General features: G+C 58.1%; 21 protein-coding genes. 20 read left to right on the plus strand and 1 reads right to left on the minus strand.

Going from position 1 to position 13,287, the window contains the following annotated elements; genetic code table 11:
• The first annotated feature begins 55 nt into the window (after nt 1-55).
• The 14 genes from BLU48_RS07720 (at nt 56) to BLU48_RS07780 (ending at nt 9,712) form a co-directional block, all read left to right on the plus strand.
• Complete coding sequence (locus tag BLU48_RS07720; protein WP_057024399.1) at nt 56-361, plus strand: HeH/LEM domain-containing protein; 306 nt, start codon at nt 56-58, stop codon at nt 359-361.
• A gap of 10 nt (nt 362-371) precedes the next feature.
• The gene (locus BLU48_RS07725) at nt 372-749 is read left to right on the plus strand and encodes a hypothetical protein (RefSeq protein ID WP_057024400.1); all 378 of its coding nucleotides are present in this window, start codon (nt 372-374) and stop codon (nt 747-749) included.
• Between the two features lie 2 nt (nt 750-751).
• A complete protein-coding gene (locus BLU48_RS07730; RefSeq protein WP_057024401.1) occupies nt 752-1,144 on the plus strand; it encodes a hypothetical protein in 393 nt (130 codons plus the stop codon).
• A 1-nt stretch (nt 1,145) separates the two neighbouring features.
• Complete coding sequence (locus BLU48_RS07735; protein ID WP_057024402.1) at nt 1,146-1,742, plus strand: hypothetical protein; 597 nt, start codon at nt 1,146-1,148, stop codon at nt 1,740-1,742.
• Nucleotides 1,739-2,158, plus strand: a complete 420-nt coding sequence (locus BLU48_RS07740; RefSeq protein ID WP_057024403.1) for a phage tail terminator-like protein — start codon at nt 1,739-1,741, stop codon at nt 2,156-2,158. Before BLU48_RS07735 ends, BLU48_RS07740 begins: the two co-directional genes overlap by 4 nt.
• 68 nt (nt 2,159-2,226) lie before the next feature.
• Entirely contained in the window at nt 2,227-2,898 is a 672-nt protein-coding gene (locus tag BLU48_RS07745; protein WP_057024404.1) for a phage tail protein, read from the plus strand.
• A gap of 2 nt (nt 2,899-2,900) precedes the next feature.
• Complete coding sequence (locus BLU48_RS07750) at nt 2,901-3,290, plus strand: phage tail assembly chaperone (RefSeq protein WP_057024405.1); 390 nt, start codon at nt 2,901-2,903, stop codon at nt 3,288-3,290.
• A 77-nt stretch (nt 3,291-3,367) separates the two neighbouring features.
• Complete coding sequence (locus BLU48_RS07755) at nt 3,368-3,601, plus strand: DUF1799 domain-containing protein (protein ID WP_057024406.1); 234 nt, start codon at nt 3,368-3,370, stop codon at nt 3,599-3,601.
• Between the two features lie 10 nt (nt 3,602-3,611).
• Complete coding sequence (locus BLU48_RS07760) at nt 3,612-7,076, plus strand: phage tail tape measure protein (RefSeq protein ID WP_057024407.1); 3,465 nt, start codon at nt 3,612-3,614, stop codon at nt 7,074-7,076.
• The gene (locus tag BLU48_RS07765) at nt 7,076-7,414 is read left to right on the plus strand and encodes a phage tail protein (protein WP_057024408.1); all 339 of its coding nucleotides are present in this window, start codon (nt 7,076-7,078) and stop codon (nt 7,412-7,414) included. Before BLU48_RS07760 ends, BLU48_RS07765 begins: the two co-directional genes overlap by 1 nt.
• An 11-nt stretch (nt 7,415-7,425) precedes the next feature.
• Entirely contained in the window at nt 7,426-8,178 is a 753-nt protein-coding gene (locus tag BLU48_RS07770) for a phage minor tail protein L (RefSeq protein WP_057024409.1), read from the plus strand.
• Nucleotides 8,179-8,180: 2 nt separating this feature from the next.
• Nucleotides 8,181-8,945 (plus strand): C40 family peptidase, encoded by a 765-nt coding sequence (locus BLU48_RS07775; protein WP_057024410.1) that lies wholly within the window; start codon nt 8,181-8,183, stop codon nt 8,943-8,945.
• A gap of 141 nt (nt 8,946-9,086) precedes the next feature.
• Nucleotides 9,087-9,257, plus strand: a complete 171-nt coding sequence (locus BLU48_RS31990; RefSeq protein ID WP_167659867.1) for a hypothetical protein — start codon at nt 9,087-9,089, stop codon at nt 9,255-9,257.
• Nucleotides 9,254-9,712, plus strand: a complete 459-nt coding sequence (locus BLU48_RS07780) for a type II toxin-antitoxin system YafO family toxin (RefSeq protein ID WP_057024411.1) — start codon at nt 9,254-9,256, stop codon at nt 9,710-9,712. Before BLU48_RS31990 ends, BLU48_RS07780 begins: the two co-directional genes overlap by 4 nt.
• A gap of 146 nt (nt 9,713-9,858) precedes the next feature.
• Here BLU48_RS07780 and BLU48_RS07785 read toward each other — a convergent pair whose 3' ends face one another.
• The gene (locus tag BLU48_RS07785; RefSeq protein ID WP_057024412.1) at nt 9,859-10,293 is read right to left on the minus strand and encodes an Arc family DNA-binding protein; all 435 of its coding nucleotides are present in this window, start codon (nt 10,291-10,293) and stop codon (nt 9,859-9,861) included.
• A 94-nt stretch (nt 10,294-10,387) separates the two neighbouring features.
• Here BLU48_RS07785 and BLU48_RS07790 point away from each other — a divergent pair, with 94 nt between their 5' ends.
• The 6 genes from BLU48_RS07790 to BLU48_RS07815 all read left to right on the plus strand — a co-directional run bounded on the left by BLU48_RS07790 (nt 10,388) and on the right by BLU48_RS07815 (nt 13,285).
• On the plus strand, nt 10,388-10,543 hold the full coding sequence (locus BLU48_RS07790; protein WP_057024413.1) for an Arc family DNA-binding protein: 156 nt from the start codon (nt 10,388-10,390) through the stop codon (nt 10,541-10,543).
• Nucleotides 10,544-10,605: 62 nt separating this feature from the next.
• Nucleotides 10,606-11,496 carry a BRO-N domain-containing protein gene (locus tag BLU48_RS07795; RefSeq protein ID WP_082636702.1) on the plus strand — a complete coding sequence of 297 codons (891 nt, stop codon included), beginning with the start codon at nt 10,606-10,608 and terminating at the stop codon, nt 11,494-11,496.
• Nucleotides 11,493-11,711, plus strand: coding sequence for a hypothetical protein (locus tag BLU48_RS07800; protein WP_057024415.1), 219 nt, complete (start codon nt 11,493-11,495; stop codon nt 11,709-11,711). The genes BLU48_RS07795 and BLU48_RS07800 overlap by 4 nt, the downstream gene beginning before the upstream one ends.
• Nucleotides 11,708-12,205, plus strand: a complete 498-nt coding sequence (locus tag BLU48_RS07805) for a KilA-N domain-containing protein (RefSeq protein ID WP_057024416.1) — start codon at nt 11,708-11,710, stop codon at nt 12,203-12,205. The genes BLU48_RS07800 and BLU48_RS07805 overlap by 4 nt, the downstream gene beginning before the upstream one ends.
• A 94-nt stretch (nt 12,206-12,299) precedes the next feature.
• On the plus strand, nt 12,300-12,650 hold the full coding sequence (locus BLU48_RS07810) for a hypothetical protein (RefSeq protein WP_057024417.1): 351 nt from the start codon (nt 12,300-12,302) through the stop codon (nt 12,648-12,650).
• A gap of 53 nt (nt 12,651-12,703) precedes the next feature.
• A complete protein-coding gene (locus tag BLU48_RS07815; protein ID WP_057024418.1) occupies nt 12,704-13,285 on the plus strand; it encodes a tail assembly protein in 582 nt (193 codons plus the stop codon).
• Nucleotides 13,286-13,287: the final 2 nt, after the last annotated feature.

A 13,287-nucleotide genomic window follows, 5' to 3' on the forward strand; every position in this document is an offset into this window, starting at 1 on the left:
CCGGCCCACACAACCTGGCGTCTTTATCGGCGCCGGGGAGCTTTTGAGGTGACTCATGAAAGTGATCTACACGGACAAGCCGGGCAAAGAGCGCAGCGTGTGCTACCGCCTGCTGAGCGAATTCTTCGGTGTCATCGGCTCCGCTACCGAGGTGGTGGTCGATGGCGATGCCCCGGACATCTACGACGCCTACCAAGCGGCCGGCATCAAGGTGTCTGACGGCAAGGAGCCGGAGAGCAAAGAAACCGACCCTCTGAAAATGAAGGTCCCCGAGCTGAAAGAATGGCTGACCGAGAGGGGCATTGCCTTCGACCCGTCCGCTAAGAAAGAAGACCTGCAGGCCCTGGTGCCAGCGGAATAAGGACAAGCACATGACCGATTACATCACCGTCGCCGATGTTGACGCCCAGCTCGGTCCCGACTGGGCCGGCACCGGTGATCCGGTCCTTGCTGTGACCATGGCCAATGCCTGGCTCACGGCCAAGATTAAGCGGGTTGTTCCCGATCCGGTCCCGGCCGAGATCAAAACAGCCGGCGCCCAGGTTGCCGAAGAGGCAGCGGCTGGCAAGCTGTACACAGCAACGCAGAAGGAAGTGCAGAGCAAGACGGTATCGGCTCAGTCCGGTACGTCCGTGAGCAAGACCTACGTGGCGGGCTCTACCGATCAGTCGGCGGGCGTCAACTTCGCCCTGGCCTTGCTGGAGCCGTGGATCAAGCGCTCCGGCGTGATGATGCTGAAAAGGATCTGATCATGGGCATGCGCGAAGAGATCCAGGCCGAACTGGCTGAAGCGTTCGACGATCCTGACGGCTTGGCCGACGCGGTTAAGCCCGTGACGGGCGTGCGCAAGGTTGCGGGCGAGTATGACCCCGACTTGGGTGGCGAAACGCCGGAGACCACGGTGACGTACTCGGGGCGCGGTGTTCTGGGCAGCTACCTGTCCAAGGAGATCGACGGTTCCCTCATCCAGACCACCGACAAGAAGCTGCTCGTGCTGCAAAACGAGCTATTCGTCTCGGATGGCGCCGTGCCAACGGCGTTACCGGCAGCGCCGGCCATTGGCGACATCATCAACGGCCTGCGGGTTATGAATGTGTCCGCCGATCCGGCCGATGCCACCTGGACAGCTCAGTTGAGGAAGTGACATGGCAAGTAAAGGCGCCGGTCTGAGCGGAAGTTTTTCAGCTCAAATACAGGATTTCGCAGACCAAGCAAAAGAAGCTATAGATGCGACGTTGCGCGACATCATTATCAAGGTCGGGACGAGTGTAATTACGATGTCTCCGGTTGGGCAGCCAGAGATTTGGAAGATCAACAAAATAAGCCTCGAGTACAACAAGGCGGTCGCCGAGCATAACGACAACCTGCGAAAGAACCCTCAAAATTTCGACAAGCGCGGGTACTTAAGGCGCGGCCTCAAACTCAATGACGGTATGGGTATTCTCGCTCCAAAGGGATACGTTGGCGGGCGATTTAGGAACAACTGGATGTTCAGCGTCGGCACACCGGACAACTCGACAACCGAGGCGGTTGATGCGTCAGGGGCGGGCTCAATGGCGCGCATCGTCAATGGCGCAATTGAGTTCAACGCGGGCGAAACAGCCTACATAACAAACTCCCTGCCGTACGCAATTCCTTTGGAATATGGACACAGCTCCCAGGCTCCAAACGGAATGATTAGGGTGACCGTGGCTCGCTTCCAGCAGACCGTGCTGGAGGCCATCAGGAATAACCAGGTATGAGTCACGCAATCATCGCCTCGATCTACGAGGCAAAGCTCATCGCCTGGAACGCTGCCAGGTCGGAGAAGTTGAAGATCGTCTTGGAGAACAAGGCCTACACGCCGGCGGCGGACGAGACCTACCTTAGGGCGTTCACGATCCCGGGCGATACCGCGAGCAACACGCTCGGCGGTGATCACCGGCTGTTCACCGGCGTGTTCCAGGTGAGCATCATCGCGCCGGCGGGCACCGGCAAGACCAAGACGAACCCGATAGCAGCCGAACTGACCGACCTCTTCCCGCTGTATGTGCGCGACACGAAGAACGGCTTCGTCGTCACGCCCATGACACCTGTCGATCAGGGCCCCGGTATCACCGGCGACTCCACCTACACCGTACCGCTGTCGTTCTCATACCGGTCCGACACCACACCATAACCCGCCCGTTGGGCAAATCCTGAACCCGCCAAGTGCGGGTTTTGTCATTACTGCAAAGAGGAAAACCCATGTCGATCTACTTCCCCAACGGGGCAACACTGGCGCTCTCGACCGGCTTTGCTGCCGCCAAGTTGATCTCCGCCATCAGCAACGCAAATCCGGGTGTGGCCACGGCCCTGGCCAACGGTTTCGCCAATGGCGACATCCTGCTGATCACTTCTGGCTGGGAGGACATCAACGAGCGAGCCGTGCGCGTGTCCAACGCTGCGGCCGGCGCCTTCACGCTGGAAGGCATCGATACCTCGAACGTTGCGTTCTTCCCGGACGGCATCAGCGCGGGCACCGCCAAAAAGGTCACCGGCTGGGTTGCGGTGAACCAAGTGATCGGTAACTCGATGTCTGGCGGTGAGCAGCAATACTGGACGTACGCACCGCTGGAGGCTCGCCGCGACAAGCAGATTCCGACCACCAAGAATGCCCAGGCGTTTGCTTTCCAGCTCGCCGACGACGACAGCCTGGCTTGGTACGACGAACTGGACAAGGCTGATCGTGAGAAGGAAGTGCGCATCCTGCGGATGTCTCTGCCGAACGGTAAAACGATCTACTACGCCGGTTACCCGTCGTTCAACAAAACACCAACGCTGGTGCGCAACGAGGGTGCTGCTGTGACGTTCGGCTTCACCATCAACGCTGAGATTACGGCGTACCGCGCGCCAGTGGCTGCTGGCGGGGGTAGCTGATCATGGCGAAGTTCAAGATCGCGCAAGGCGCAACCTTCAAGGCTGATGTGGAGATTCCGCGCGTTGGCGGTGCATTCATCAAGGTGCCGTTTGAGTTCAAGTATCGGAACCGCAATGAACTGGCGGCCTTGTTTGCGGGGTGGCAGCAACGGGCGAAGGACGATCAGGAGGCTTTCAAGGCCAAAGCTGACGATCTGACCCTGGTGGATATCACTGATGCGGACATTGAACGCCAGGTAGATCAGGTCCAGGCATTGGTTGAAGGCTGGGGGTTTGAAGACAAGCTGAGCCCTGAGTCGATCCGTGCGCTGGTGGAAACATCTGCCGGCGCCGGTGAGGCCATTGTCGCGGCCTATCAAGCGGCTTACGCACCGGCCCGCGCGGGAAACTGATCCGCGTCGCACGCGCCCTGTATGAGCCACCTCCGAGTGCCGAGCAGTTGGCGGCATTCGGTCTTGACGCCTCGGACATGGAAGATGCGTTCGAGGTGTGGCCGTGTGTTTGGCCTTCATTCCGCCTATTCGACGGCCTCTCTACTCAGTGGCGCACCGGCGCGTGCGGCGCGACCGGCATTGATTACACCGCAATCACCAGCGTTGCCGAGCTCATCGGCATGAAGAAAAAACAACTCAGAGAGATCTTCCCCGACCTTCAAGTAATGGAGGCCGAGGCGTTGCTCGTTATGTCTGAGCAATCGAAATAATGGAGCACTCATGTCTACGATCGCTGAGCTTGGCATTGCGGTAAATTCAGGCGAAGCGGTCAAGGCCACCTCCGACCTGGAGAATCTCGCCCAGGCCGGCGCCAAGGCCGAGAAAGCGGCTGATGGTGTGTCTGCCGGCTTCGACAAGGCGGCGACCGCAACGGCGGATCTGTCGGCGTCTGAGCGCAAGCTTTCCGAGACGCTCGACGAAGCCAAGGCCCGCCTTCTGGCAACGGCGAAGGCCTCCCTGGAGTCGAGCGAGTATTACCAGCGCCTGACCACCAGCGTGAACACCAACGCTTCCGCTATGGAGTCGTCGGGATCGTCGGTAAGCAGCCTGGCTTCGCTTCAGCGGCGCTTGCAGGCTGAATCGGATGCGCTTGTCGGCTCGACTGATCGTCAGGCCGAGGCAACCAAGAAGGCCGCCGCAGCGACCGGAGTTCAGGCCGAGGGCCTGCAAGAGCTGCTCGGCAAGCTCAACCCAACAATGGCCGCGCTCGACAAGCTCGATCAGCAGCAGGCGCAGTTGCAGAAGTACAAGGCGGCCGGCGTCATTGATGCCGACACCTTCCGCGAGTACTCGACACGTATCGACGCGTCCCGGCAGAAGCTGGGCGAATTCGATGAGGGGCTTCGGAAAACCGGTATCAGTTCGGGGCAGACGCAGGCGGCGCTACGGCAACTGCCCGCGCAGTTCACGGACATTTTCACCAGCCTGGCGGGTGGCCAGAACCCTCTGATGGTCCTGATTCAACAGGGCGGTCAGATCAAGGACTCGTTCGGCGGCATTGGCCCGACAATGGACGCGCTCAAGGACAAGTTCCGCTCGCTGTTTTCTGGCGGTGCTGGTGCTGCTGTGCTGGGCGAATCCCTGGCGGGCATTGCTTCTGGCGCGAAGGACACTGCCGAAAACGCAGGCGAGGCAGGCGAAAGCCTCTCAGACCTGGCTGAAGGCTCGAACACAGCGGCGGAAGCGGCTGAGAACGCGCAGAAGGCATATGGCGCACTTCCGCCAGCCGTTACCGGCGCCTCTATGAGTATTTTGGGCATGGTCGCGGCGGTGGCGGCGGTCGCAGCAGTCCTTGGTACCGTGATCTATGGATACAGCCAGGGTAGCCAGGAGGCTGGTGAGTACAACAAGGCGCTGATCCTCACCGGGAATTACGCCGGCACCTCGGCTGATCAACTAGCAAGCTTGGCGCGCCAAGTCAGCGCAACGAACGGCACCACAGGCGAGGCCGCCGCATCGCTGGCCAAGCTGGCCGGTAGCGGCGCCGTCGCAGGTGAGAGTTTCGGAATGATTGCCGAGGCTGCGGCGGCAATGGAGGACGCCACCGGCAAGTCGGTAGACGCAACCATTGCCGAGTTCATCAAGATCGCGAAGGACCCCGTTGCGGCGGCCAAGGAGCTGAATGACCAGTACAACTTCCTTACTGCGTCCGTTTACTCGCAGATTGTCGCGCTCAAGGAACAGGGCGACACGGTAGGCGCAGCCGATCTGTTGACCAAGGCTTACGCAGAAACCATTCAGACCCGAAGCGGTGAAATCACCCAGAACCTAGGTCTGATAGAGCGCGCCTGGAAGGGTATCAAAGAGGCAGCCGCTGGAGCGCTGGATGCGACATTGAATGCCGGCCGCGCCCTCACCATGGAAGAGCAGGCCCAGGCTATACGGGATCGTCTCGCAACCAATCAAGGAAAGGGCGGTCGCCTCCAAGGGCTTGGAGCTGAGACGCGGAATACCAAGAAAGACCAGGCCGACCTGACGCTCCTTGAGCTTCAAATCGAAGCTGAGAAATCCAAGACAGGCTACTTGGGCGAGCAGGCGCGAATCCAAAAAGAGGGTATTGCCGCCGAACAGCGCCTGAAGCAGATCAGCGACTCTAACCTCACCAATGCCGAGAAACGCGGCAAATTGACTGAGGAGTATCTGCGCTACGTCAAGCAGCTCAAGGAGGCAAACCCGGACAGCCCGTTCGTCAAGGATGACTACGTTGCCAAAACCCTCCAGAACATCAAGGACAAGAACAAAGATCCAAAGGGCACGTCCGCCGGCCCCGTGGACCTTACCGTCTTCAACGACGCCCAGAACGCACTCAGGGGTATTCAGGACGAGTACGCTAACACCCTAAGGCAATTGGACGCCGCACAGAAGGCCGGGCTGATTTCGCAGGCTGATTACGCCACACAGCGCGCAGTTTTGATCCGCGCCGAAAAGGACGAGGTAACCGCCGGCTACCAAGCCGAGATATCGGCGCTGGAAGCTGCCCAGGGCAAGAAAGCTACAACGGCTGAGCAAAGCATCCAGCTGGACCAGAAGATCGCCGATGCACGCGCCGGCATGGTCAAGGCGCAAAAAGATGCCGACAGCCAGTTGGAAGTGCTGGCGATTGCGGAGAAGGGACGACTCGATAAGCAATCGCTCAACATTAAACGGTACGTCGATGCGCTGGGTGAGCAACAGAAGGCCCTGGAGCTGGCCGGTCAACGTGCCGTTATTGGGGTAGGCCAAGGAGATCGGCAAAACGCATTGTCCGGCGAGCTGAATGGCCAGCAGGACACCTATGCCAAGCAGGTTCGCGATCTTGAGAGCCAGCAGTCCGACCCATCACGGAAGATGGACCCGGAAGAGTTCGCTCGAAAGTCGCAAGCCCTTGCCGACGCGAACAAGAAAGCCACCGATCAGATCCGGCAAAACTACGCGGACGTGGAGGCCGCTCAGCGCGATTGGACGAAGGGCGCATCTGCTGCCTGGGAAAACTATCTGGATTCGGCGCAGAACGTTGCAGGCCAGACCAAGGCGCTGTTCAGTAACGCGTTCAGTTCCATGGAGGACGCGATTGTCAACTTCGCCATGACCGGGAAGCTGTCCTTCGCGGATTTCACCAAATCCATCCTGGCGGACATGGCGCGTATTGCCGCCCGCCAGGCTGCTTCTGGGCTGCTCAGTTCTCTTGCGGGGCTTGGGGCTTCGGCTTTGGGGGCGTATTTCGGTGGAGGTTCTGCCCCGTCATCTGCGGGCTCAACCGCTGCCGGCTACAGCCCTGAGGTTCTTGCTGGCTGGTCCGGTGTCACTCAGGCCAACGGGGGCGCCTGGTCGGGCGGTGTACAGATGTTCGCCGACGGCGGCGCGTTCACCAACTCAGTCGTCAGCAAGCCAACGGCCTTCGGTATGGCCGGCGGCAAGAAGGGCATTATGGGAGAGGCGGGTGATGAGGCGATCATGCCTCTCGCCCGGACATCCAGCGGCAAGCTAGGCGTTATGGCCATGGGCGGCGGCGGGGCCGGGTCAACACAGATCAATGTCGAGGTGCATATCGATGGTGACGGTAACGCGTCGTCCTCGGCTGATGCGCCTGGCTATGACCTGTTCGGCAAAGAGCTGGCCACGTTCGTTGAGCAGAAGTATCAAGAGTTGCGCTCAAGGGACATGCGCCAGGGCGGCGTCATCAACAAAGCAATCAAGGGGCGCTGATGGCAATCGAACGATTCACCTGGGCAACGGAGAAGGGCGCGGAGGGTGATATCACCCAGCGCGTTCGCTCTAAGAAGTTCGGTGACGGTTATGAACAGTCGGTCGAGGACGGCCTCAATAATAAGTCGCAGTCCTGGCCGGTCACCTTTACCGGCATGAAGTCGCGCATCAAGGACATCATGGCCTTCCTCGACCGGCACAAAGGGGCAACGGGCTTCCTCTGGGAGCCGCCCCTGGGTGAGCTTGGCCTTTACAAGTGCAACGGCTACAAGCCAGTGCACCGGGGCGGCCAGGTCTACGCCATCACCGCTACTTTCCAGCAAACCTTTCATCCCTGAGATAACCGCCCATGGCACTGATCACGGACATCCAGAAACTGGAGCCCGGCGGCGAGATTCGCCTGTTTGAAATTGACGGGACGGAATACGGCGCTGATTACCTGCGCTTCCACGGTCACGCCATCCCGCACACGCCAGAGGAATTGCTTGCCTACGAAGGATCCGAAGAGGACCTGCCAGCCAAGTCGATTATCTGGCAGGGCCAGGAATACGCGGCCTGGCCGGTGCAGATTGAGGGTATTTCCTCGAGCAGCGATGGCACCGCTTCTCGGCCGACTTTCGCCGCAGGCAACGTCAACGGGCGCGTAACAGCGTTGTGTCTGGCCTTCGAGGACATGCTCAAGTTCAAGCTGACGGTCCGCGAGACCCTGGCCAAGTACCTGGACGCGGCCAACTTCCCCGATGGCAATCCGACAGCCGACCCGACCCAGGAGGCGCTGGAGATCTGGTACATCGACCAGAAAACCAGCGAGGACGGCGAGGCGGTGGTCTGGGAGCTGTCTTCCCCGGGTGAGATTGATAACCACGGGCTGCCCGGCCGGCAAATGACGACGTTCTGCCACTGGGCCATGACCAACGGTTACCGGGGGCCGGACTGCGGATACACCGGCGCGGCCATGTTCGACGACGAGGACAACCCAACGGACGACCCAGCGCTGGACCGGTGCAAGGGTTGCCTGTCGTCCTGCAAGCTGCGCTTCGGCGAAAACAACGAACTGTCCTTCGGTGGATTCCCTGCCGTTTCCCTGATAGCAAGGAGCTGACCATGCGCAAGCACATAATTGCGACGGTCCAGGCGCATGCGGCAGCCGAGTATCCGCGCGAATGCTGCGGTCTGCTACTCGCTGTTGGCCGGGCGCAGAAGTATTTCCCTTGCCGAAACATCGCCACCGAGCCGAACGAAGAGTTCCGGCTTGATCCCGAGGACTATGCTGCGGCGGAAGACTTGGGCGAAGTGATCGGCATTGTTCACTCACACCCGGATGCCACCAGCAGGCCGTCACCGCATGACCTGGCCATGTGCGAGGCCACGGCCTTGCCCTGGCACATTCTGTCCTGGCCCGAGGGCGACCTGCGGTCGATCACCCCGACCGGCAATACCCCGTTGCTGAATCGCCCGTTCGTGCACGGGGCCTGGGACTGCTGGCAGGTCTGCGCTGACTGGTATCAACGTGAGTGGGGGCTCGAGTTCGAAGCCTTCCAGCGCGCCGACGGCTGGTGGGAGAGTGCGCAAAACGCCAGCCTGTACGAGGCGAACTACGAGGCGGCTGGGTTTGTGCGCGTCGACCGGCCACAGCGCGGTGACATGATCGTTATGCAGGTTGGCCGTACGGTGCACCCGAACCACGCAGGCATATACCTGGGCACCGATCCGGCGCTACCTGGTGAAGACTCAGGTACCTTCGGCCCTGGCCCGTTCCTGCTGCACCACCTATACGGCAGGCCATCCGAGATCATCGTCTACGGGGGGCCATACCTCGACAGAACACGCTTGATCCTGAGGCACAAAACAGCATTCAACCCTGAATGATAATCCGAATAGATCCTTGCAAAAGGTTGCGAATACTTGTTTACGGTTGTAAATGGTTGGGCAATCGTTATAATTGGTTGACACCAGCTACAAAGCCGAATAGGCAGCTGAAACGCTATCGACCCAAGTAGGGCGAATCAAATGACAAATACTGAAATCCGGTTGGATGGAAAGAAATCCACGCTTAGCGCCTACGAGCGCAAGATGGCCCGTCAGCGCCCTGCTTTTCTCAATCAAGCCACGCTTGATTACATTGCTCATGATAGTGCCGCCTATCTGATTGAATTGGGTAAGAAGTCCGGCGCTAAATGACAGCAGTCATCCTGAGCAGGAGGCTCACTCTTCTGATGCCGCGACAGGAAGCGGTTTCCCTCGTTTCCGAATTTAAGCTATGGCGCGAAGGTGGTATTGGGCCAGGCGATACGTTCGGTAAAGACTCAGCTTTTAAGAAACCGAAGAGTCTAGTTGATATGGGCTTGAGGAAGGTTCATCTGGAAGAGCCTTCCGTCTCCCAAGAGTGGGACCGCGGGATACGCCGTGGGATTATAGACCCTCAGCGATTTACATCAAACCGAGTGCTCGTATATGGGCAGCTTGGTGAGATGAAGCATAACCCTTATCTGTTACTGACTATTCTTGATCCTGGGCACTCGTTCATGGAGCAGCCGGACCTTGTAAGGGGGTTGGGCGTTTTCTTTGAAACAGAGAGGCAGGATATCGGAAAATATTTCCCGTCTCCTGAGTGGATTTCAGCCGGCCCCCCATAAAACCGTTTTGCCGTGTGCCAGAACGCCCAGCCTAACCGCTGGGCTTTTTCGTTTCTGAGTATTGGTACAGGCGAGAAAAGCCCAGCGGGCCGGGCTTGGGGGAGGGGTGTTCATACTGTGAATACCCCTCTGTTAAGCATAGGTCGTCAGTCGGGCGGATTAGAAAAGTCGATGCGGATGCTGCTTAGCTCATCAAGCGCCACTTTATAGCCTTGCTCTTCGAGGGCCTTGACAAGCCGCTTCAAGAATTCAAGCTTTTCAGACGGCAATTCAGCAAGGTTGTAGTCGTCAAGCCTTACAAGGGTTTCTGTGACTCCAGCGTTTGCTGCTGCAAGGATGAACCTTTGAACTCTCTCCTGAACATTCGTAGCGACATCCTTCCTTGCATATTCCGCGAGCGCCAGCGCCCGATCTGCGGATAAGAATCTATCCGGGCTTGGAGTGTCGAGTGCCACGCTGACCTCGAGGCGCATGACTACTTCTGACGTAAGTGAACGCCCGTTCGATTTTGCCGCCGCTTCAAGGTCTCTCTTGAGGCTGGCCGGCATTCTGAAATTGACCTGCAATTCTTCTTTGCTCATACAGAGAATTCTCTAGCACTTTGCTATAGACGGCAATAAAGCAAAGTGCTTTAATCGAGACCAAGCAAAGTGCTATACGAAAAGGAGAGGGCTAATGAGCAGGAAAGACCCGCAGTTCAACCTGAGGCTACCGGAGGAGGTAAAGGAATGGGTGGAGCAAAGCGCAAAGGAAAATTGCCGGTCACAGACTGCCGAGATTGTCTTCTGGCTTACGGCGGCAAAGAAGCGTCAAGAACAGGCGATAGCCTGAAACGAAGAAGCCCCGGCGTGCAGGCCAGGGCTTCAGGTGTAGTTAATTTCGAGGTCAACCACATGAGCAATATTACCGCAGTTCCAGCAGAACACAATGTCCGGCGTCAGACGGCCGAAATTATCCCTTTCAGTTTCGGCAAACGGCAGGTCCGCACCTTGCTGATTAATGATCAGCCTTGTTTCGTAGCGACTGATGTGTGCGAGGCGCTTGCGATCGTCAACACTGCACGAGCACTTAGCCGACTGGATGATGATGAAAAGGGTACTCACGCAGTGAGCACCCTTGGTGGCACGCAGAATCTCAGTGTGGTTAACGAGTCTGGCCTCTATTCATTGATCCTCACTAGCCGGAAGGCCGAAGCCAAGATTTTCAAAAAGTGGGTAACGGCCGAGGTTCTCCCTGCCATCCGCAAGCATGGTCGCTATGATGACCACGGCAAGATGACAACCCTCATGGACGAATTGATCGGAATGAGCGAGCTGAACGTCATCAAGGGCTTGATCCGAGACAAGTCCAAGGCTGTTCCGGCTGATCAGCGCCAAGGCTTTCAACTGGTGATGCACAATCGCCTGCACACCCGATTCAATGTTCCGCGCACCGAGCTGATTCCTGCCGCCCAATTTGATCAAGCCTGCAACTTCATTGGCAGCTATGCGCTTGAAGGCGAGTACATCCCGGCGCGAACGCACACGGGTGGGATTCATCTCGATCAGTTCGAGACGGCTAGCCTTTACATGCTGATGTCGCGCTTTGTGACTATGGAGAAGCATAAAAGCAGCATGCTCGCCGCCTCAAGGGCGCTGGGCTCAAGCGCGCTGATGGACTTCTTCGACCAGTTGCATGACGGCCACATTTCATTTTCTGTTCTGGACAAGCGCCGCGATGAAATTTATGCCGCTTACAAAGCGACTGGTTGCGAAGGTGGCTACGTGTGGAGGGCTGCGGCATGAACTTCACCCTAAAAGCTGGCGGTCGCGCTCTGATCCTTTCCCCGGCGCGGCCAAATCTGGTCGGTCGCTCCGGCCAGTTGATCCGCAAGATTGAAGAAAACTGGCTGATGCTGGTCGAGGGCAAGCGCTGCTCGGTCAGCGAGAAAAGCCTGATGCCGCTGGACGGCTTCAATCCTGGCGCGGCGGCATCGGTTGAGTTGAGGAAGATCGCATGAAGTCGACCATCATCCCGTTTGACTACAACGGAAACGAGATCAGCTTCAACACTGATGGCTGGATCAATGCCACTGAAATCGCAAGGCCATTTGGGAAGCGCCCCGTTGACTGGCTGAAGCAGGATGAGACCCGGCAGTACCTTAAAATTCTGGGCGAGGTTCTTAATTGTGATCCTGAGTCACTTTTAGAAACCCGCCGAGGCAGGCATCACGGCGGAACCTGGCTTCATCCGAAACTCGGCGTTCGGTTTGCGCAGTGGCTGGACGTCAGGTTCGCCGTCTGGTGTGACTTTCAAATTGATTCGATCTTGCATGGTGATTTGGGTGCGAGGCAGCAATTTGAAAATGCGTCCAAAGCTCTGGACCATCGCAAAGACCTTGCAAGCCTCCAGGGAAAGGGTCTTGCGGCATGGCGATGGCAAAAACCCACCCTTGAGAATCGCGTGGAGTATTGGCGTGAACAACTGCAATTGCAGCTCACGCTAGACGCGTAACCCCCACGAACCCGAAGAACCCCGCCCATGCGGGGCTTCCGTGTTGCCCCCTTGTTGGTGATAAAGTCTCGCCACATATCAACGAGGGAACGACATGAAATTATTCGTAGGGGCGCTGGCCTTGGTTGCGCTGTCAGGATGTTCAACTCCATCAGACTTGATGGCTGGGAAGCCTGTTACGACGCAATTTACGACGAAGGACCCGCGCGCGGTCGCGGTATGCGTGTATCCAGCCTGGCAGGACTACCGCTCCAACGCTGTGATGAGCGAAACCACAACTGGTTATCGAATCGTTGCTGGATCTGATGCTGGACAGACCGACGACGTTTTGGATATCGAGCGCGGGAGCCAGGGTAAGGGCAGCATCGTGAAACATTACCAGCGCGCCGCATGGTCGCAAATTGGACGCGGCGGGCTTCTGCCGGCCCTAAATAGATGTATTTGAGTTCAACTTAAAAAAGCCGCCTCCGGGCGGTTTTTTTATTCCCGGAGAAAGCCATGTCAGCATTAGCAATCAACTATCAACCAATGACAACAATTCTGCTTTACGGCCAGCTACGCCAGTTCGGTAGGTCATTTCGACTATCCGTTCGATCGCCAGCTGAAGCGATCAAGGCGCTATGCGTTCAGATACCGGGGTTTGAGCGGTTTATCTCAAACGCCAAATCGCGCGGGATAGAGTTCGCTGTTTTCCGGGGAAAAAAGGCTCTTGGCGAGAAGGAAGTGGCGTTTTCAGGCGCTGGTGACATTCGAATCGCCCCGATTATTACCGGCAGCAAGCGAGGCGGTCTTATTCAGACAATCATCGGTGCGGTGTTGATTGCTGTGTCTTTCATCCCGGGGTTCCAAGTGCTTGCTGCGCCTGGGATTGCGCTGGCGGCCGGTGGCGTAATCCAGATGTTGAGCCCTCAAGCCACGGGCCTAAAGACCAGCGCCGCGCCCGAGAATACCCCCGGTTATGCCTTCGGCAGTGCCAAGAACACCACGGCGTCGGGTAATCCGGTCCCGCTCTGCTACGGCAAACGCCGGGTGGGCGGCGCGATCATCAGCGCCGCGATCTATGCCGAAGATCAGATGTAGCG

The sequence above is a fragment of the Pseudomonas synxantha genome (assembly GCF_900105675.1).
GTDB lineage: Bacteria > Pseudomonadota > Gammaproteobacteria > Pseudomonadales > Pseudomonadaceae > Aquipseudomonas > Aquipseudomonas synxantha.